The 21,038-nt window shown below is 27.8% G+C and carries 23 protein-coding genes and 1 riboswitch; of the genes, 3 read left to right on the forward strand and 20 right to left on the reverse strand.

All coding sequences use genetic code 11. From position 1 onward, the window contains the following. Window positions 1-304: 304 nt before the first annotated feature. The 11 genes from BS62_RS04150 to BS62_RS04200 all read right to left on the reverse strand — a co-directional run bounded on the left by BS62_RS04150 (window position 305) and on the right by BS62_RS04200 (window position 6,804). Window positions 305-595: a hypothetical protein gene (locus BS62_RS04150; RefSeq protein ID WP_496489988.1), complete on the reverse strand. Its 291-nt coding sequence runs from the start codon at window positions 593-595 to the stop codon at window positions 305-307. Between the two features lie 506 nt (window positions 596-1,101). Next, a complete protein-coding gene (locus tag BS62_RS04155) occupies window positions 1,102-1,410 on the reverse strand; it encodes a hypothetical protein (protein ID WP_496489989.1) in 309 nt (102 codons plus the stop codon). A 224-nt stretch (window positions 1,411-1,634) separates the two neighbouring features. Further along, the gene (locus BS62_RS04160) at window positions 1,635-1,985 is read right to left on the reverse strand and encodes a hypothetical protein (RefSeq protein WP_496489990.1); all 351 of its coding nucleotides are present in this window, start codon (window positions 1,983-1,985) and stop codon (window positions 1,635-1,637) included. Between the two features lie 91 nt (window positions 1,986-2,076). After that, window positions 2,077-2,805, reverse strand: coding sequence for a WGR domain-containing protein (locus BS62_RS04165; protein WP_496489991.1), 729 nt, complete (start codon window positions 2,803-2,805; stop codon window positions 2,077-2,079). A 76-nt stretch (window positions 2,806-2,881) separates the two neighbouring features. Next, the gene (locus tag BS62_RS04170; protein ID WP_496489992.1) at window positions 2,882-3,478 is read right to left on the reverse strand and encodes a hypothetical protein; all 597 of its coding nucleotides are present in this window, start codon (window positions 3,476-3,478) and stop codon (window positions 2,882-2,884) included. 23 nt (window positions 3,479-3,501) lie between these two features. Then, window positions 3,502-4,344, reverse strand: coding sequence for a hypothetical protein (locus BS62_RS04175; protein WP_496489993.1), 843 nt, complete (start codon window positions 4,342-4,344; stop codon window positions 3,502-3,504). Between the two features lie 81 nt (window positions 4,345-4,425). Next, window positions 4,426-4,656, reverse strand: a complete 231-nt coding sequence (locus BS62_RS04180) for a hypothetical protein (RefSeq protein ID WP_496489994.1) — start codon at window positions 4,654-4,656, stop codon at window positions 4,426-4,428. Between the two features lie 15 nt (window positions 4,657-4,671). After that, complete coding sequence (locus BS62_RS04185) at window positions 4,672-5,508, reverse strand: hypothetical protein (RefSeq protein ID WP_496489995.1); 837 nt, start codon at window positions 5,506-5,508, stop codon at window positions 4,672-4,674. A gap of 89 nt (window positions 5,509-5,597) precedes the next feature. Then, the gene (locus BS62_RS04190; RefSeq protein WP_496489996.1) at window positions 5,598-5,816 is read right to left on the reverse strand and encodes a hypothetical protein; all 219 of its coding nucleotides are present in this window, start codon (window positions 5,814-5,816) and stop codon (window positions 5,598-5,600) included. 181 nt (window positions 5,817-5,997) lie between these two features. Further along, window positions 5,998-6,216: a hypothetical protein gene (locus BS62_RS04195; RefSeq protein ID WP_496489997.1), complete on the reverse strand. Its 219-nt coding sequence runs from the start codon at window positions 6,214-6,216 to the stop codon at window positions 5,998-6,000. 24 nt (window positions 6,217-6,240) lie between these two features. Then, on the reverse strand, window positions 6,241-6,804 hold the full coding sequence (locus BS62_RS04200; protein WP_496489998.1) for a hypothetical protein: 564 nt from the start codon (window positions 6,802-6,804) through the stop codon (window positions 6,241-6,243). A gap of 266 nt (window positions 6,805-7,070) precedes the next feature. Between BS62_RS04200 and BS62_RS04205 the strand changes: the two genes are divergently transcribed. Further along, window positions 7,071-7,961, forward strand: a complete 891-nt coding sequence (locus BS62_RS04205; protein WP_496489999.1) for a prohibitin family protein — start codon at window positions 7,071-7,073, stop codon at window positions 7,959-7,961. Between the two features lie 263 nt (window positions 7,962-8,224). Here the strand turns inward: BS62_RS04205 and BS62_RS04210 are convergent, their stop codons facing one another. The 9 genes from BS62_RS04210 to BS62_RS04250 form a co-directional block, all read right to left on the reverse strand. Further along, window positions 8,225-8,821, reverse strand: coding sequence for a YdcF family protein (locus BS62_RS04210; protein WP_496490000.1), 597 nt, complete (start codon window positions 8,819-8,821; stop codon window positions 8,225-8,227). A gap of 408 nt (window positions 8,822-9,229) precedes the next feature. Beyond that, window positions 9,230-9,919 carry a DUF4430 domain-containing protein gene (locus tag BS62_RS04215; protein WP_496490001.1) on the reverse strand — a complete coding sequence of 230 codons (690 nt, stop codon included), beginning with the start codon at window positions 9,917-9,919 and terminating at the stop codon, window positions 9,230-9,232. A gap of 14 nt (window positions 9,920-9,933) precedes the next feature. Next, window positions 9,934-12,126 (reverse strand): DUF4430 domain-containing protein, encoded by a 2,193-nt coding sequence (locus BS62_RS04220; protein WP_496490002.1) that lies wholly within the window; start codon window positions 12,124-12,126, stop codon window positions 9,934-9,936. Window positions 12,127-12,212: 86 nt separating this feature from the next. After that, complete coding sequence (locus BS62_RS04225; RefSeq protein ID WP_496490003.1) at window positions 12,213-12,914, reverse strand: ECF transporter S component; 702 nt, start codon at window positions 12,912-12,914, stop codon at window positions 12,213-12,215. Window positions 12,915-12,925: 11 nt separating this feature from the next. Beyond that, the gene (locus tag BS62_RS04230; protein ID WP_496490004.1) at window positions 12,926-14,587 is read right to left on the reverse strand and encodes an ABC transporter ATP-binding protein; all 1,662 of its coding nucleotides are present in this window, start codon (window positions 14,585-14,587) and stop codon (window positions 12,926-12,928) included. Window position 14,588: 1 nt separating this feature from the next. Next, complete coding sequence (locus BS62_RS04235; RefSeq protein ID WP_496490005.1) at window positions 14,589-15,452, reverse strand: energy-coupling factor transporter transmembrane component T; 864 nt, start codon at window positions 15,450-15,452, stop codon at window positions 14,589-14,591. 127 nt (window positions 15,453-15,579) lie between these two features. Then, window positions 15,580-15,756, reverse strand: a riboswitch (cobalamin riboswitch). Window positions 15,757-15,821: 65 nt separating this feature from the next. After that, on the reverse strand, window positions 15,822-16,616 hold the full coding sequence (locus tag BS62_RS04240; protein WP_496490006.1) for an EAL domain-containing protein: 795 nt from the start codon (window positions 16,614-16,616) through the stop codon (window positions 15,822-15,824). A 227-nt stretch (window positions 16,617-16,843) separates the two neighbouring features. Further along, window positions 16,844-18,757, reverse strand: a complete 1,914-nt coding sequence (locus BS62_RS04245; RefSeq protein WP_496490007.1) for an ABC-F family ATP-binding cassette domain-containing protein — start codon at window positions 18,755-18,757, stop codon at window positions 16,844-16,846. Between the two features lie 64 nt (window positions 18,758-18,821). Beyond that, window positions 18,822-19,547 carry a DUF805 domain-containing protein gene (locus tag BS62_RS04250; protein ID WP_496490008.1) on the reverse strand — a complete coding sequence of 242 codons (726 nt, stop codon included), beginning with the start codon at window positions 19,545-19,547 and terminating at the stop codon, window positions 18,822-18,824. A 117-nt stretch (window positions 19,548-19,664) separates the two neighbouring features. On the opposite strand from BS62_RS04250, the gene BS62_RS04255 reads away from it, so the two are divergent. Continuing rightward, window positions 19,665-20,345, forward strand: a complete 681-nt coding sequence (locus tag BS62_RS04255; protein WP_496490009.1) for a YjjG family noncanonical pyrimidine nucleotidase — start codon at window positions 19,665-19,667, stop codon at window positions 20,343-20,345. 87 nt (window positions 20,346-20,432) lie between these two features. After that, window positions 20,433-21,038: phytoene desaturase family protein (locus BS62_RS04260; RefSeq protein ID WP_496490010.1), on the forward strand; the 606-nt coding region annotated here is incomplete at its 3' end.

Here is a 21,038-nt window from a genome sequence, read left to right on the forward strand (position 1 = left end):
TTCAAAGCTCCTAAATTTCTTCTTTACACACTCTACTGCATCATTTATTTCCTTTTTGCTAAAATTTTCTGATTCTCCGATAGTTACTTTAGCATCATAAGTTCTACCACAACCAACTAAAGAAAATACTATTAGAATTATGCTGAAAAAAGATACAATTCTTTTCATATAAATATACCTCTTCTTTTCAAGTTTTTATTATGGAATGTATTTCCTTTATCAATGAGTAGTATGTAAATATTATTCATTATAAACTTAGTTTAAATATTATTTAAACTTACACAATATATCTGGTTTGATATTATTATGTTTTTTTGAATAATGTTTTCAAAAAAACATACCCAGCTGATATAGCAAGAGTTATTCCAGATATTAATAATACAGGAAATAAGCTTAATCTTAACGTATCTGAAATATTTAATTCCAATAAAATAAATACTATAGATAATACAATAATTGATATACCTGGAATTATTAATTCTTTGCTTCTTAAAAAGGTAATAAGCATTATACCACAAAACAACATGAATAGATTAGAAATAATAACTAGCTCCCCCTTTCTATATAACAAGCTACATCCAGAATCTTTATTCACAATATTATACAACTGCCAAGTATATAAACACATCGTATGATTTTTAGGTCATATATATTAAAGTAGGTGCATCTACTATTAGAGACGCAATAATAAATATGCAAGAACAAATTCCAATCAAGATACTTAAGCCTAAATCTTTGAAATATTTTTTAATTAAAAATCTAAAAAATCTTATCACATTTAAAATATTTAGTATTATCAATAATATCAATGAAACCATTTCTACATGAAATAGAGTACTTTGAGTGTATTGTGTAGGATTATACATTAATTGATATTTATGTAATGTACTTGCAATTAATAACGTTATGGACATACACAACAATATGATATTAAAATTTAAAAATATCTTTTTATTCAATTTCAGTATACTCCCCCCAATAAAAGTATTTATATAACTAAATTTATATTGCTTATTTTGTTTTAGACTATTTTAGGTTAAATTTTGACATAGATATAAAGTTAGTCTTTATTCCATAATATATAAAGTTTAAGCATTCAATTTATCTTTTATTTTTTATCCATAAGTATTTATTTTTAAGGAATGTTATGTATATAATACCAAACCATAACTTCCAATCGTTTAAGGAGCTACCACATTCAAATTCTATGCTATAATCTTTAGAAACATAAAAATCCAGTTTATTACTTCTACACCAATCAATCTTTAAGTAAATATTATGATTTCCTTCATCAACTTCAAAACATTTCGTTTCTCCATCTTTTATATTTCCAACTTCTTTATCATCTACTATTACTTTATATTTTCTAATTTTATCGGAAGAACTAGAAACTCTGCTAATTATTATCATGTACTTACAGCCCTCCTTTTACAATAGACACAATTATGTATAATATTATACTATAGAGCCTAGAAATCTATAATTCATAATATATTGATCTAGATTTATGACTATATCACTAGCATTCTCAGATTAGGCTATGTTTACAGAATTCATCAATATTAGTACTCCAACAATAAAAATAAGCCCATATAGTTTTATTAAATTCTTTTTCTCCATAAAATTTCCCCCATTTATTTACTAGTAGTATCAAGGTAATCTGGTAATCTTTCCTCTATACTACATCCATCTAATGAATACCACGTTATTTTTTCAATAACATCACACAAACTTTTCCCATGAAATACTTTAACATTTAGAATATCCTCTAATTGATCATAATCATACGCCTGTGAGCCATTAGGCACTAATCCATACCAGTATATTTCTTTGTTACTTTTATTTCTATCTAGCATTTTTCCAAGCCAACAATCTTCATACTCTGTATCATTATCAATACCAAAATTCATTTCAATACATGAATTATATTTTACTACATCACTACTTAATACCGTTATTAAATCCCTTAGTTTGATTTTTGACAATATGCTCTCCCCCAATATCTGTCTTTTTAAGATGCTCTTGTTTCATAGTTTTTAGATATTTAAACCTATATACTTATCATTATAATTATTTTTATATCTTAAAAGACTCAATATCTCTAATCATAATATCTGTTAATCCTAAAAAACCCCAATTAAGAATTTTAGAAACAACATTCAATCTTTTTAATGATAAGAGAGCTAAATTTTTAAGTTCTTCGTCAGCTGTACCTGTAATCTTTATTTGACCTAGAGCAATAGCAATAATAACCTGGTCACTTTGTACTATAAGCATTTCATTTTCATTGTCATTATCAAGTTGTCCTTTTATAAAATCTGTGTCAATATTACTTGGCTTCATGTATTCCATATCCCAAAATTCTTCGATAATTTTCTGTGGCAATGATGCAATATTGCTATTACCATATTTTTTTATATGGGATACTAATTCACTTAACGTGTCACTTCCTTCATCACTCCCAAATGGAGCTTCTTCATCTGCACAATCGAAGTAGAAATCATCCTTAAAATGCGCAACAAAATTTGGATGTGAAGTTTTTCTATGAGGTCCTATTTCTTCATCATCAAAATAGTACCGATTAATAAAATCATAATCTAGTACTTCTTTATACCCTTTTTTAATCTTTTGATTGATCAAGTTTAAAGCTTTCTTTTTACATTCTTCTTCTGAGTCAAACTCTTTAATTTCATATTTTCCTGTAGTTCCATTCTTACCATAGTTAACAGCGAAATCATTACCTTCATAATTAATCCACCAAAACTTGTCTGATTTTTCATCTTTATATAAAAATGCCCTTTTCATCTCTTTCCTCCTAATGCTCTCAACTACTACTCATAATTGTACTAACATCACCTAATTTTTATAAGCATTTGATATACTAAACTAATTCAAATTTCAACCCAGTCAATATATTAATCTTATTTAACTGCTCTTCATTGAAAAAACCTATTAAACATGTTTGGTCTACAACTGAAACTGCAAACTTTTTATCGTACTCATAGTCTGAAAGAATCTTATTTAGTTTTTGTATTAAGGCCATATCAAACCAATCATCCTCAACTTCCAAATCCCATCTATAGAACTTTTCATTAAAATTAAAAGAAATCCATGCTATATTACTATCAATATCAACACAGTCTTCAATGTTATTTAAACTTAAATATCCTCTAGACATTTTTATAAGCCTTTCTATTATTTCCACATATATCCCGTTGTCCTCAATACATTCCGTATCAAAATACCATATATCATCAGATATTGAGATCCATTCTCCATCTGATGTTTCTATTTCGCCACCTAATGCTATTAATAGAAATATATATGGTTCATTTTCAATATCTTTACGTTTTACTACATTAAAAATTTCATTTATTTTAATATCAGAATTTAAACTGATACCTATTTCTTCAAGATTATTTAATTGCATTTCCATTGGTATTCTCAGCTTTTTCTTTTTAAATAATTTAGAAAACATAAATCCCTCCAAATAAATATTATCTACTCCAAACTATACTTAGACACCAAACTCATAAATTCTTTTTCATACTTTTCAAGCCTTACCTTGTCTTTATGTGAATTTAAAAAAGGTTTTCTTTTACCAATTACCAAAATATCTTTCTTTTTTCCATCATAGTCAAGCGGATGTTCCAGTTTTAGATAGGGGGCAAGTACAGACGAATTCACATTTTTCACATTCGCAGTTAACCATGCCACTTGTTCCGTTGTAAATAAATTAGTTGGAAACTCTAATCTTTCCAAACTACAAATTTTAGTAAGTGATGTTACATCGTTATCAATAACCTTTTTAGCAGAAAATATTAGAGTTTTTAGATTTTTTGCAAATGAAAGTGGTTTCAAAGACTCCAAAACATAATTATTCCATACTTTATCACCGAAATATAGTTCCTCAAGTGCAGGCGCAAGAGGAATTTCTTCTAACGTATGCATTCTAGTAAAGTCGTCAAAAGAAATACCTTTTAGATTAACATTTTTTGATAAATCCCAAAGGTGTGTAGCTCTTTGATTCCAAAAAAATAAAAGGTATTCTACATCAATAAGCATTTCCAGCTTTGAAAAATCAGAAACTAGAGGACATTTCCAAAAATGAATTACTTTAAACTGTTGTCCATAATTTTCTACAAAATAATCAAATGTATCTTGTGTTAAACCACTAATCTTCACTTCCGTTATATTTGGTTTATTTTTTAATATATCAATATCATTATATGTTATTCTACCGCCTGAGATAGAAGGTTGTACTAACGATAAGTATTTTTCATTTGTTTCATTTCTAATAGAGAAATCTTGCAAGTAATATTCTAATCCTTTTTTATTATCCATTCATTTTCACCGCCATGTTTATACTTATTAATTATACTAACATCATAATTTATAAAATTTGAGTATTAAAGTTATCAAGTTTCATTCAAAAAACCTTAGTACAGCTAAAATGCCTAGAAATACATATACTAAAATAAGTCCAGTATACATGACGTTTGTACATTTTAGTAAGGGGGTTTCTTCAACAATTTTATCCTTGTATTTCTCAAGTTTAAAGATAAACTTAATTGATATCCATCCTGCTACCCCTGTGAGCAACGATATTATTGCACCTAATATTAGAATGCCTTTTAATATATTATACCAGTTCATAACTACTCCCCTTTTCTACTCAAAAAGCTTCTCCGTCTCACTAACATATTCTTTATCTAATCCATTTGAAAACTTCTCGAAATTTTTCTTGTCAACACTTTTACTAACTCCTTGAACTTTTAGTTGTTTATCTATGTCAATTAAAACACCTTCAAGAGATTTTTCACCTTGCCAATCCTGCGTAACCCCACCCAAAAGGTCGACAGCCTTATCATTACTAAACTTTAGCCTATAATATATCTCATATTCATCTTGATAACCCTTTTTTACTCCAACCTCAACATTCTTTATATCACTATACTTATATGTAACTCCAAAAGGAGATAATGGAGAACTTACCTTAATGCTGCTTTCATATAAAACTGTATAGCTTGCAAATCCGCAATATGTAATAATTACTAGAGATACTATGCAAGTATTTTTAAAGTTATTTTGAGCAGTTTTAAATATACTTGTTTTCTTGATATACTCTAACTTATCATCTATAAGAACTACATAATTAATAACTCTGTGCATAAATATTCCCATTTTACTGTCTTCTTTTATATATACATATTCTTCATCTATTTCTTCTTCATATATTTGCTCTGTATCTATTTCTTCTTCATTTATTTTTTCTTTAGAAAATTTACTTTTTATAAAAAATAAAAAATAGGCAATCAATAACCCTAAGGCAATCATAGAAGCGATATTAAAATCATTAGATGTAAACAGCAAATAATTTTTCTCTCCAGATAACCAGAGATGTGTCGAAGAATACAAGAAAATCATGCCTATTGCACCTATGACTGCAAGAATAATGAAACCTAAGCCTGAAAGTAGAAAAGATGTAATGCTTTTAATAAAACTCATTAATATTTTGTCTCCTTAATTAATATTTATTTTTATATGTCTATAAATAAAAAGACCTTCATATAACGAGGCCCTTTAAATTAACATTTTTAGTTGATATTACTTTCTTCTTGATCTGTTACATTATTGCTTTTCTTATATAAAATACTATCTATTATAATTCCAGCTATACCTACCAAGATTATAAAATACGTAATTCCATTATTAGTCCCTTTTAAAAAGTTATAAGATCCATACGCTATTAATCCTATATTTACAGCCATCTGCATAATTAGTACATGCTTTGGAATTTTCTTAATTGTAATCATCCCCTATTAAAATATTTTTTCTAATTATACCATTAATTTCCATATATAACTATATATTGCTATTATATAGTTATTAGGTTTGCCATAGAAATGCACCTTCATCATGGTCGTTTCCGTCACCACATATAAATAAATATCCCATTCCATATCCCCAATGATGTACAATATTAGGCTTACAATACTAGATAACACCTATTATCATTAAAATTAAAATAATAATACCAAAAGCTATAGCAAGAGAAACTACCACTGAAAATGCCATAAATATGATATATACTAACATTCGGAGATACTTATTTTTAATTTTATCAGTTATTTTTTCAAATAATTTTTTAAATACTGTACCTGAGAAGAATTCTGCAAATCCTTGAATGAAAAGATCACATAAAAAATCTAACAACCTAATACACCCCAATTTAAATAACTAAAATTTATTGTAAAAAATCCCTTTATCTTTAACCTCAATAGCTATCCCCAAATCAGAAAAAATTCTAGCTACATCCCTCATACGTTGTTTACCAATAACAACAAATTTCATTGGTTTACCTTCATTTGTTTTAATTACAATAGTTCCTTCATTTGTGTATATGGGGTGAAACCATTCACGTTTCATCAAAATTATTACTTTTTTTATATCACATTTATTAAATACAAAATTCGTTTTGTCCTTATTCAAAAAAGTAGTAATATCAAATTCAGAAGTATCATAGTGTTCTTCCAATTCATAACGTTTTTTAATTTTATTATTAATCCATCCTGGATAAAATCGTTTTATAAACCACTCTATGAAATCACCTAATAATCCGTCACTAAAGTAAGTGTAAAAAAATACATCTGTAGATTCTTTATCAAAAATTTCTCCTGCTAGTTTTGCTCCGTATATATCATTGTTTTTTACATATATTTTATATAATCCATTTATTTTAATTTTATCTGTTCTAAGTAAATAACAATTTGGAATAGAACACTTATTATCTCTTTCAATCAACCTTATCCCATCCTTATAATATCCTTTTTAACTAAAGTTCTGTTAGATTAAATTATATATTCTTCTCTTAATAATACCAATCTTTTTCTCTATTTTATTTTCACTAAATTTATATATACTTTCATTTTATAATAGTAATAAAAATAACTATATTACTAAAAATAAATTCATGATATCTACTTGATTTTTATTTATTTAATTCAGTCCAAATGTTATTATTAAGATGAAATATTTAATAATAATAATTAAGGGGAGAAAAATATTTTATGGAAAAGAGTAGTGTTTTTAAAAAGCCTGTAATAAGTCCTAAGTTATCTAAATTAATTGTGTTGTTAGGTACTATATTTATTGGGTTTATCCTGTTTACAGAAAAAATACCACAAGGATATGTTGGAGTAGTTTACTCGTTAAACGGTGGAGTTAAACGAAACGTTTTAAATGAAGGTCTTAGAATTATAATGCCATGGCAAGAAGTTACACTTTATTCTGTTGCTACTGAACAGTTTTATTTATCTAAGAACACTAAAGAAGGTAACAAAGGTAATGATAGTTTTGATGTTCAATGCTCAGACGGAGCTGTCAATGTAGATTTGACAATTCAATATTCATTTGATAAAAATAATGTTCCTAGTGTGTTTAAGAGATATAGAGGAAAATCAGGGGAAGAAATCATGAATGATATAATGCGTGGTAAAATAAAGGCATGGGCTACTGAGGTTACAAAAGATTATACAACAATGGAAGTTTACTTAACTGAAAAGGCTGAAGTAAATGATAGCTTAACTAAGTATTTGCAAAAAAATGCTGAACAATATGGTATTGTTATTGAAGAGGCAGCACTGTCAAGAACCAGTGTTCCTAAAAATGTAGAGGCAGCTATAAGAGATAGACAGGCTATTGCTCAAGAAATTGAAAAGCAAAAATTAGCATTACAAAAAACCAAAATAGCTAAAGAACAAACTCAATTAGAAGCTGAAAGAAGAATTATAGAAGCTAAAGGGGAAGCTGAAGCTAATAAAATCATTCAGCAATCTATGAATAAAGATTTGATGAATTATAAGGCTACTATGGAATACTTAGACAAGTGGGACGGAAAAAGACCTCATGTTGAATCAAATGGCGGAAGCGGTTTAATAATTGATGTTGGTAAGCAGTAATACCTTATATTAAAAAAGATTATCAATATTGTAACCAAAATTACAATAGAAATTACGTAAAAAAGATTGTGTTTTTTAACTAAAAACACAATCTTTTTATTTTTAAAAATTTCATAGTATATAAATACTATAAACTTACTTATAGACTTATTTTATACTATGAGTAATTCTATTTTATTATTTTCCTCTCAATAGTTTCTACGTATTGTTGATTATATGCAAAAATAAAAAGACTACTTATTAGAATCCTTTTCTAACGGGAATTACCTAAATGGCAAACTGAAAATATAACCAATATAGAAAAACATCTCTCGCAGGAAGAACGGTACTTGGCTATTCAGTGTTTTATATACAGAACTTTGCGTAGGTGATGAATAAACTTCCATTCCAATGTTTTTTGCCATCAAAATTGCTCTTTTCATATGCAAAGGGTCGCTTACAATAGTAAAGGTGTTGAAGTTTTTCTCAACAGCAATTTTATAAGCGTATTTTAGGTTATCTTCTGTGATTCTTGATTTAGTTTCAATCAGGATATCATCAGAGTTGACATTGTTTTTAATAGCATAATCTCTTGCAACCTCAGATTCAGCATACTTATTGCCTTTACCCTTACCTCCAGTAAAAATAATTTTATCTACATAATCATTCTCATAAAGCCAGATTGAATGATTTATCCTCTCACGTAAAACAGGAGATGGTTCATCATCCCAAGCAGCGGCGCCAAGTACCACAGCCACATCAGTTTTAACTAATTGAACTTTGTCACTAAAAGTCCAAATGCTAAAAGCTGAATAGCTAATAAAAATAAAAAAAATGACTATTACGGTAAATACTAATTTTAACCTATTATTTGAAGTCAATTTGAATCAGTCCTTTTACAATGTTAAATTGGTTGTTATTGATATATTTGATTTTCTTCTCTCCACTCTAGGCTTACCCTTCTCAAGATATAGGAGATAAGCTTCGTTCATTTCAACGATTCCTAAGATTTTTTCAAAATCCATTTGTATTTGTTACATCATATAACAATCGTTCATTCTATTTAAATATCAACAGAATTATTTAGCCCCGCCTATTATTTATTAAGCTATTACACAAAATTATACAACTTTACAATAAACTATAGTTTGATTATATACTAAATATAGCATTACTTATAATACATTTAAACCTATACACTCATTTTTTTGAAATTTCAACACCGAGTTAAAATATAGCCTATTTAATATAAAAAGCTGTACTGGATTTTAACCCAATACAGATTCTTATTAAGCTCCTTCTTTAATGTATTTCCATAAAACTACATCTCCATCTTGTAACTTATAACTTCCACAACTTACTCCAGGTTTAGTAAAGGAACCGCTACCACCTTTTTGTACGTAGTATACCCATCCGCTAGTTGGGCCTTCAGCTTTTTCACTTAATCCGGCAATAGATGCAATATACATTGCTGGTCCAAACCCTGTAACTTTATAGTCAACACCTTTACTATCTAATGCACTAGTAGTTGCTTCCCCAACTGAGATATTGCTAGCATTTATACTTTTAGATAATATAGTCGAACCAGTTATGCCATTTTGTACAATAACTTTAGAACTCTTTGGTTGAGGTTGTGTTTGTTGTTGTGGTTCTTGTGTTGTAGTAGTTTGTTGAGTTGCCTCTATTTTTTCTTTAGTATCTACTGTAGCGTTTTTATTTTCTATAGATTTATCGCTATCTTGTTGTGTGTTTTTGGTATCAGATTTAGAAACATCTTCAGTGTCATTAGTTATTTCTTTGTTATCATTTGTACTTTTTTCAGAATCAGTTGCTTCAGAACTTGAGTCTTTCACTTCACTTTCACTTGTTTGGGCAGTTTTAGAACTACTTGAGTATTTGACCATTTCTGAAATGAAAAACATTCCCGAACATAGAAATATAGCTATTAATATTACAAGTATCTTCTTTTTATTATTCATAATTACACCTCATATTAGAAATCTTTTCTAAACATAAAATAAGCTCCTGCTGCAATAGCCCCTGTTGCTAATGTTATTATTCCTGAAGTAATAGGTAACTTAGATTTATTTGACTTTGAAGCATCTTTGACATCTTTATTTTCATTTATTGCTGTAGTTTTCATTAGGTCTGCACTCTCAAGTTGCTCTTCTGCATCTTCAACTTCATTAGAAGTATTTTCGTCTTCTATTGAGTTATTATTATTTGTTGTAGGATTATTACCTGTATTTTTAGTTGGTTCTCCTTTTGTATCAGTATTCAATTTGCCGTAAACAGCAAGTTCCTTTGCATTTATATTGCTGTCATAGTAGTTGTGTTTACCATTTTTATAAAACTCATTTAACGATATAAGAGCTCTAAGTGCCTCTTCTGTAGCCATATAGTCGTTTCCACCATCTTGAACATGTTTGTACTGACCATTACTTCCTTTAAATGACATTAAAGCAGTTATTAAATTATTTCCACCCTTCGTAAACTTAGCATCTGTTGGATCTATACCTACTGAAGTTAATCCTAATATTGAAACACTAACTGCTTCAGATGATTCTCCACCTGAGAAGCCATCATCATAATAACCACTTACATTTTGTATATTTGATAAAGTATTTACTGCTTCATCTATTGTTGTTTTAATATTAGAGTCATCTTGCCAGTTAGATAGTGCTAAAACTGCAAATCCTACTAAATCAGGTTTTATAGGGGCTTTTCCAGATAAAGACCATCCTAAATTTCCATTTTCATCTGTAAATGATTTATCTAATAGTTCATTTTTGAGGTCGTTTAGTTTGATCTTATAGTTTGTATCACCTATATTACAATAATCGTATACAAATATACCAAACATAACATCCATTACATCAAACTTATTTATATCTCTATTAAATAACTCTTTTACTAAGTCATGACCATTAAAGTTATATGGTGTATATCCTTGACTTACAAGATACATTATTAATTTTTCAAGTTCAACATTTGTATAATAATCTAATCCTTTTTTAGGAACATTCTTATTAAAATTATTTATCATATAATTAAAATATTCCTTACTTCCTTTTATTCCTAATTTATTTAAACTTATTGCTGACCACTCATCAATATTATTTTCTTTAAGATATTTTGCTGTTAAATTCATTTCTTCTGCTAGATTGTAATCTTCAAATAATAATTTTTTATATATTATGGATATAGTTTTTGTAATTTCATTTCCTGCGCTATCCCTTGCATAAATTGATATAGTATTTGATCCTTCGCTAAGAGTAACTATATATTTACCGTTATTATTTGGATTTATTTCTTCATTATTTGACTTAACAATAGGAGTAATATTTCCATCTAGCTTATCAGTAGTAGTTACATCCAAAGCATATTTTGATGAATATACTGTCTTATCTTTTAATTGTGGGTTTATAATAGGTGGCTGAGTATCTTTTCCTTCTACTGTTATTTTGCAATAAGGCGTTGATATCATTGGAGTCTCTTTTATGACTTTCTCAGCAGTTACTATATACTCGTCATCTTTCTTAAATTTATCAGTAGGTATAGTTACCTTACCTTCATTATCAGTAACTAGACCATCAATTTTTTGCCCATTTAGCAATATACTTGCACCTTCAACCCCTTTAGTATCCTGACCAATTAGTTTAAGTTCAATGGGTTTATTGCCATCTGTTGCAACATCTTCTCTATTAAAATATGAATATTTATAATCAAAATTTTTCCAATCTGGCACAAAATATTGAACTATATAATCACCATTATTTATAGTTTGCTTTCCAACTCCGCTACTAGCGTATCCGTTGTTAAATGCAAAAGCCCAGTATCCATTTGGATAATTTTCATTGTAGTTATCTATACCAGCAATACTTGAAATTGAGGCTCCCCATTGAGCATTATCTGTTATTTTATAACTTATTTTATTATCCTTAAGTGCTTTTAATATAGCATGAATTGCCATTGTATTACCCTGATTAGTTGCACCATAAGGTGTTAAATCATAATTTGTAACATTAACATTTGTTTTTTCTAGTATTGTCTTACCCCCAGCTACTACTTTTACAGTTACATTTACAGAGTCATTACCTTCTGCATTTGCAATAGCAGGTATATAGGCAACTTGTGATAATACAATACTAAGTGTTAAAATCAAACTCAAAATAATCTTTTTCATTTTTTCTCCCTCCAATTATTTAATTTCCAACTGCTAACCTTGAGCAAGGTCCCATCTGGTCGTTGGCGACATGAGCGCAGAGAATTTTAATTTAAATCCCCTTCTTTTATGTAAGTAACCTCAAGCCTTCTTTTATATCTAAATAAAACTTTTCTCAATATATCGTAAAATATTATTGAAAAAGTAAAGTTACCAACCCCATGTAAAATGTCAAATGTCAAACTAGCTAAATAAGTTGCAACAACACTTTCCATAGTTATAGGTTTTACAAATGTAATGAGGTTCCAGAAATTCATAATCCAACCAAACATAAAGCCAAATGCAAAACATGCTATTGCAAACTTTAAAGGACTTACATCTTGATTTTTCTTTCCCCAAAATCCGCATATCATACCTATTATTCCCCAGGAAAACATCTGCCAAGGAGTCCATGGACCTTGCCCCAAAAATATATTTGATAAAAATGCAGCTGAACTTCCAATTAAAAAACCTTGATAAGGACCAAACACATACCCAGATAATGCAACCAAGAAAGTAACTGGTTGAACATTTGGAATTAGGGCAAATATAACTCTTGAAACAGCTGAAAATGCACTTAAAGTAGCTATTATACCTATTTCTTTTGTTCCTAGTGAACTCTTCTCGAAGTAAAAATAACTTAAAAACAATATTGCAAATACACCTAATGTAAATATCAATGAAAATCCACTTTGTATATTTTGATTTAATGTAAGTACCATTAAAATTACAATCACTACTGCTGTTAAAACAATATATAATTTTTTCATAATAACCACCTTTAAACTACAGAATTCATATAATTACAACTAATAAAATCCAAAGCTTCTTCTTCAGTAAATATAGAGTTGTCAATATTCTTAAATAGCTTATTTATTGTTGTGTTATAATAAATTCCATCACTTAAAACCTCGTCTCTACTTCCATCTGCAACTATTTCCCTATTAAACATAAGTATAAATCTGTTGCAATAATTAGATGAAAATTCAACATCATGGGTTATCATCAAAATAGTTGTACCTTGGTCATTGAGATTTTTAAGTACTTTACCTAGTTTGTTTTTTACTTCTAAGTCTAGACCCCTTGTAGGCTCATCTAGAAGTAGTATCTTAGGCTTCATAACCAATATTGAGGCTATAGCCAACCTTTGTTTTTCCCCACCACTTAAATCTCTTGGATTTTTATCTTTAAGATGGTAAATATCTAAATCTTTTAAAGTATTATTTATAATTTCTTCATCAAATGAGTTAAAGTTATCTAGTGTAAACTTAAGTTCCTCATAAACACTGTCTTTTGAAATGTACTCACTTGGATCTTGAGAAACATATCCAACTAACCTTGATAGCTCTTTTCTATTTGTTTTTTTGACTTCTTTGGAATTTATTTTTATACTTCCTTTGTATTCCTTAAGTCCCATAATACTTTTTAATAATGTACTTTTTCCTGAACCGTTTGCCCCCATAATAGAAACAAATTCACCTTCTAATATATCAATATTTACATTATCTAAAACCTGAAGACTATCATAAAATGTATTTAACTTTTTTATACTGATAGTTGAGTTTTTATCATTTTTATCTTTTGTAAATGCAAATTGACATTTATTAAATTCATCCTTATTATTAAATTCGCCTTCTAAATAATTTCTAGCATCTTTAAAGTCTTTTGGAAGGTATCCTATATTATTCTTTTTGAAAAATCTTAAATAATCTGGCATAAATCCAATCATATTATTAGAACATTTACTAAAAAATTCATTTATATTTTCAAAAACTGTAAGCTTATTATTTTCCATATATCCAATTTTGTCTGCAACATCAAACCATTTATTTACTCTTTGTTCTATTAAAACTATAGACATTCCAAGTTCTGTATTTATTTTTCTTACTAAATTAACTATAGATTCTGCAGATGGGGGATCCAGTTGTGACGTTGGTTCATCTAAGACTATACACTTTGGCATGTACGCTATAGCCGATGCAATTGCAACTTTTTGTTTTTCTCCACCAGACAATGTGTTTATGTTTCTATTTGCTAAATGTAGTATGTCTGCAAATTGCATAGCTTCCCATACTCTTCTTTTTATAACACTCTCATCCACACCTATATTCTCTAACCCAAAGGCCATTTCTCTATGTACCTTGTTCATCATAAGTTGTCTTTCTGGATGTTGAAAAACCATAGTTATTTCTTTAGCTCTTTGACTATGAGACATTTTATTTATATCTTCACCTTCTATATTTACATATCCTTTAATACTTCCACCATAAAAACTAGGAACAGTTCCAACTATAGCCTTTGCTAAAGTTGATTTCCCTGAGCCTGATTTTCCCGTAACTAACAATATATTCCCTTTATTTAGCTTAAGATTTATATTGTCTAAAGTTAGTTTATCTTCTAAAGGATACTTGTAACTTAAATCTTTAATTTCTATATAAGCCACACTAATCATCCTCCCCATATAATATCATTGAAGTTGTTATAAACACTACAATCGCAAATATTGATGCAGTTGCATAATTAAATATATTTGTTAAATAAATTCCATCATATACATCAAAACTTACCATTTTAAAATACATTCCTATACAATAAGTTATTAAAAGAACTATTGATGAAAATATAATTAAAAAATCAAATTTATTAAATCTTTGTCTTTCGTATATACTCCTGTTGCTACTTAAAAATCCCCTTACATATGCGGCTTCACTTATCTCAAAGGAACTTTCTAAGGAGTTGTCTAATAAAATTGAAAAAACAGGTACATAACTTTTTGATTTTTCCTTAGAACCTTTTTTATCAAAATTTACTCCTCTTACTGTATATACATCTTTCAAACTATTAAACCTTTTTTTAAGATCTGGAACAAGTTTGAATCCTATCATAAGCATAAGAGTTGACTTTGGCATTTTAGTTGAAAAATAAGAAACAGCCCTGTCTGAATCTATCATAAAGTCAAATGCCATAAAAATATATGTTACTGACAATAACTTAAAGGCCATTGTTATTGAATATATAATAGATTCTAAAGTAATTTTTCTACTCATTATGTAAAATAATATTGTTTTTCCTTGGCTTACAAAGAAAACATTTATTATTGTAATAACAATTACAAAAGGTATAAAATATAGAATTCCCATTTTTAACTTCTTAGTGTTTTTTGTAGATATAAATAAAGAAATTAACAAAGTATATACTGAAATAAGTATAGCTGGATTATCATTTGAAAAAACCATTATCATTATAGTTAAAAATAAAACTATAGGTGTAATAATATGAACATTTCCGAATTTTCCGTCATTTTCCAACAAAATTCCTCCTTGTATAAAAATTTCGCTTGAATATAAAATAGCCCATTAACTGCGAGAGTTAATGGGCTAAGCTTAATGTCTAATTAAAGGCAAGACCTAACACACTCTGTATCTTCCGCAGAGTAAAGTGTTAATAATATAGGCAGGTCTTCTGACTCAAGTATCATAGCTTTTACACGTCTTCCCAGATTACTCCAGTGACATATGTGCAAAGCTCCTCTCTTACAGCGGCGGGACCGTTCAGGAATTTCACCTGATTTCCTTTTAATAAAAATAATTAACCTATATATTTTATATTTAATTTTCGAATATTTCTTATATAAATTATACCAAATATAACTTACAATTTCAACATAACTTTATTTATTAAGCAAGTACTTCTCTTGGTCTTCCTAAATAATATCCCTGACCATAGTCTGCACCAAGGTTTATCAAAACATCTAACTCTTCCTTAGTTTCTATACCTTCACATATGATTTTTGCCCCTATGAACTTACTAAATTCAACCACTGTTCTTACAAGTTCTTTTTTATTGCTACTTTTGTCTATATCTCTTATAAAATTCATGTCTATCTTAATATAGTGGGAAGGTACAGATATAAGCAAATTATTATTTGAATATCCTGAACCATAATCATCTATTGCAAGCTTTACACCAAAGTGTCTTATTTGTTCAAAAGAATTATATAGTTTTTTCATATCGTCAATAGGAACGTTTTCCGTCAATTCCAAAACTATATTTTTTCTAATGTCAGGTTCTATCTTTTGTAACAAATCAAATACTTCATCTGTATTTTGTTTTAAAAACACAGGATCTATATTTATAAATAGATTTTTATCTTTTACTTCAAATTTTTCAAAAGAATTTACTGAATTTTGAACTGCTAATAAAATAAATTTTTGTACGTATTTAAATTTATAAACATCATCTATTACTTCTTTAATGTTTTTATATTTAGTATTTTTTGTTCTTGATAAACTTTCGTAACCATAAGTAGTTCCTGTTTTTAAATCTACTATAGGTTGATATACACAATATAATTCATTTTTGTTTAGAAGCCTTTTTATACTAAGCATTCTAAACATCCTTTTTCTAAATATAAAATATGCTATTACTAATTCTATTAATATTAATGCAATAATATCCATACTACTTTCCATCTATAAAATCCTCCACAAAATACATACAGTTTACTAGACGATATGTATATTCCATATTCGACATTTCAAAACATATATTGAGATTAAAACCCCTAATTCTATTTTAATATATAATATAGAATTTATAAACAATTTCTGCAAATAATACTTATAAATTAGTAAAAATAACCATGTATACTTTAATCAATAACAAAAAGGATCGTAGATTTTTACTACGACCCTTTAGTTTACTTATTTTTTTGTGCTTCTATTTTTTCTGATAGATCATTTAAATAGGTCCATCTATCGTATTTTTCATTTAGTAATTCTTCTGTCTTTTCTTTTTCATTTAACAAATCTTGAAGTTTTACAAAATCCATAGAATTCTTTTCTATTTCCTTTTCTAAATTCGATATTTTATTTTCGAGATTTTCTATTATCTCATCTATTTCATCAAATTCTTTTTGTTCATTATAAGTGAATTTTAGTTTAGTTTTATTAGTATTTACCTTAGTTTCTATCTTTTTTTCTTCAATTTTTTTATTTTTAGTTTCCTCTTGAACTGGTTTTTCACTTTCTAATTTAAGTAGATAATCGCTGTAATTTCCACTGTATCTTTTTATTTCTCCATTTCCTCTATAAGAAAATATCTTATTACACATTCTATCTAAGAAATATCTATCATGGGATACAGTTATTACAGGACCATTAAAATTATCTAAGAAATCCTCTAATATTGTAAGTGTTGTAGTATCTAAGTCATTGGTAGGTTCATCTAGTAATAATACATTAGGTGCCCCCATTAATACCCTTAGTAGATATAGCCTTCTTCTTTCTCCACCTGACAACTTCCCAATTGGACTATATTGTGTATCTGAAGTAAATAAAAACCTCTCGAGCATTTTAGATGCTGTGATTTTTTCTCCATTTGCTAAAGGTAGATACTCTCCTACTTCCTTAACATATTCAATTACTCTCATATTTTCATCCATATGAAAGTTTTCTTGTGAGAAGAATCCTACTTTTACTGTTTCTCCTATTTCTAGTTCTCCACTATCAGGAATAAACTCTCCACTTATAATTTTCATAAGAGTAGATTTACCAGCGCCATTAGGACCTACAATACCTATTCTATCTTCTTTTAATAAAGTATAAGTAAAGTCTTTTATAAGAGTGTTGTCGTCAAATGACTTACTTATATGATTTAGCTCTATTATCTTGTTGCCTAGTCTAGATCCAACAACAGATAATTCAAGATTTTCATCTTTTATATCTACCATTTCATCTTTTAAAGTTTCAAATCTTTCTTTTCTAGCTTTTTGTTTTGTAGTTCTTGCCTTTGCCCCTCTTCTTATCCACGCTAATTCTTTTTTGTACATACTTTCTCTTTTTCTTTGGGTAGCTTCCTCTAGTGATTCTCTTTCAAGCTTTTTTTCTATGAACTCACTGTAGTTTCCATCGTATGAATATAGATTTCCCTTGTCTATTTCTATTATTCTATTAGTTACTACATCTAAGAAGTATCTATCATGAGTAATCATCAAAAGTGAACCTTTTCTTTTGTTTAGGTACTCTTCTAGCCAAGAAATAGAATCACTATCCATGTGGTTTGTAGGCTCATCTAATATAAGAAGTTCACATGGAGTTATTAGAGCTGAGGCTAGGGCTATTCTCTTTCTCTGCCCTCCTGATAAAAACTTTACTTGTTCGTCAAAGTTATTTATATCAAGCTTAGTCAATACAGTTTTAGCTTCACTTTCTAAATCCCATAAATTCATACTATCCATTTTTTCTTGTAACTTAATCAGTTTATCGTTGAAAGAAACTTCACCGTTTAATACTTTTTGAATAGTATATTCATACTCTCTTAAAACTTTCATTTCTTCAGAATTACCTTTAAAAACCTGTTGTAAAACTGTAGCCTCAAAATCAAAGTCTGGATTTTGAGATAGATATTCGATTCTAATATTGTTTCTTTTTATTATATTTCCGCTATCAGGTTGTTCTATTTCGCCTACTATTTTTAAAAGTGTAGACTTACCTGTACCATTTATTCCTATAACCCCTATTTTTTCTCCATCATTTATTCCTAGAGATATATTGTTTAATAGTTTTTTCTCACTATAGTTTTTACTTATATTTTCTAATGTTATTAAATTCATTTTATCCTCACCTTGCTAAAATATATTTATTCTTTCTTTAATATTATAGCAGAAATGTATTAAGTTAGTTTATAAATCCTAATTCAATATACTTATTCTCAAGATTTTTATCATTCATAATACTCTTAACAGTTTTATCTTCTATATTCACTTCATAACCTCCAACAATAATAGTCCCATTTTTATTATTGTTATCATCGTCAAATTCATAAGTCACAAAGTATGTATTTTTATCTACTCTTTTTCCATTCCATCCATATATTTTACTTGGTTTTGCTTCTTCCATCCAAGTTTCTACAACATCATCAGTAGTTTTTACTTTATCTTCAACATTTGATTTTTTTACAATTGTTACTGCCTTATTTTCTTTATAACTTTCATAACCTACCATACCCATAACCCCTACAACAATAAATGTAACAACTCCTAGTGCTAGCTTCCATGTTTTAGGCTTTTTATTTGATTTTGTTATTTTATCTTTATCCTCTTCTCTTTTGAAAAACAATAATAAAGCTAAGTATATATTGTATATAGGTATTAATAATCCTAATAAGTACCATCCAGATTTATTAATACTGTGAAATCTTTTTATAATAGAACATGCAATTATAAAGTACATTAAAAAGAAAACAGGATAAGTTACAATATCATAAACATTGTTATTAAAACCTTTGTTTACTATAAAATAGTTAATAATCTCAAGTGCAATATAACTTAAGTTAATTAAAGCAAATTCTTTTCTATTAATATTGCCATCAGCTGTAAAAAGCTGTTTTAGTTTTATTTTCATCTTCTACTCACCTTCCCTATTTAAAGTATTATATAAATTGCAGAAAACTCCTTCTAAAATTATATTTTGTAGTATGTTATAATATTAATTAAAATTAAAGTTTATGGAGATGAGTTTATGAAATACGAAGTTATTTTACTTGATATCGATGAAACATTATTTGATTTTAAAAAAGCAGAAAAATATGCCTTAGAAAAAACAATGAATCATTGCAAAATAGATTACAATGATGAGAACTTAAGTATATATAAAAGAGTAAATGATAATATATGGCATGAGCTTGAAAAAGGGCTTATATCTGCAGATAATTTAAAATTAGAAAGGCCTAGAAGATTTTTTAATGAGTTAGGTGTATCGTCTAACCCTACAGAGTTTAGAGATACATATTTAAAGCTTTTAGGTGAAGGTGCTTTCTTATTTGATGAATCTATTGAATTGTTATCTTATTTATCTAAGAAATACAGGTTATGTGTAATTACAAATGGATTGTCAGATGTTCAAAATAGGAGACTTGATAAGGCAGCTATAAGAGAGCATTTTGAGCATATTGTTATTTCAGAGGATATAGGATTTGCAAAACCAGACTCTAAAATATTTGAGTATACTTTAGAAGCTATGAATCACAAAAATAAGGATTCTGTTTTAATGATAGGAGATAGTTTAAAATCAGATATACAAGGCGGTATCAATGTAGGAATAGATACTTGTTGGTATAACCCTTCTAAAATAATTAATCCAACAGACATTATTCCAACTTATGAAGTACATAGTTTATTAGACATAAAAAATATTTTATAATTATTTACTCCTTTATACATTAATTTATTTCTTTATGAAAAACTATAAAGTATAAAATCATTTTAATGTAAAAAGGAGTATTGTTTTATGGGCAAGAAAGTAATAATTATAGGTTCAGGTGTAGGAGGTTTATCTACTGCTGTAAGATTACTAAGTAATGGATACAGTGTAAAAGTCTATGAAAAAGAAGAGCAAATAGGTGGTAAAGTAAACTTACTTCAAACTAATGATTTTAAATTTGACTTAACTGCCTCTATTTTAATGACACCTCAAGATTATAAAAATGTATTTGAATACGCTAATAAAGATTATAATGATTATTTAGAGTTTATTAGGATTAATCCTAATTATAGACTTTTTTATGGTGATAGAAAAAATCTTGATTTTCATAGCGATATAGTTAAATTGACAAATACTCTAGAGTCAATATCACTTAAAGACTCTATCGGTTATTTCAAATTTTTATCTGATATATATGAAAAGTACATTATTGCAAATGAAAACTTTTTACAAAAATCAAATGAACATATAAGACATTATCTTAGTCCTACTTCTTTATTAAAGGCTTTAAAACTCAATACTTTTACAACATCTTATGATTATATTTCAAAGTATATTGAAAACGAGAAACTTCGTGAATTTCTAGCATTTCAATGTTTGTATGTTGGTATTTCTCCATTTAACGGACCTAAT

This window comes from Sporacetigenium mesophilum DSM 16796 (assembly GCF_059569055.1).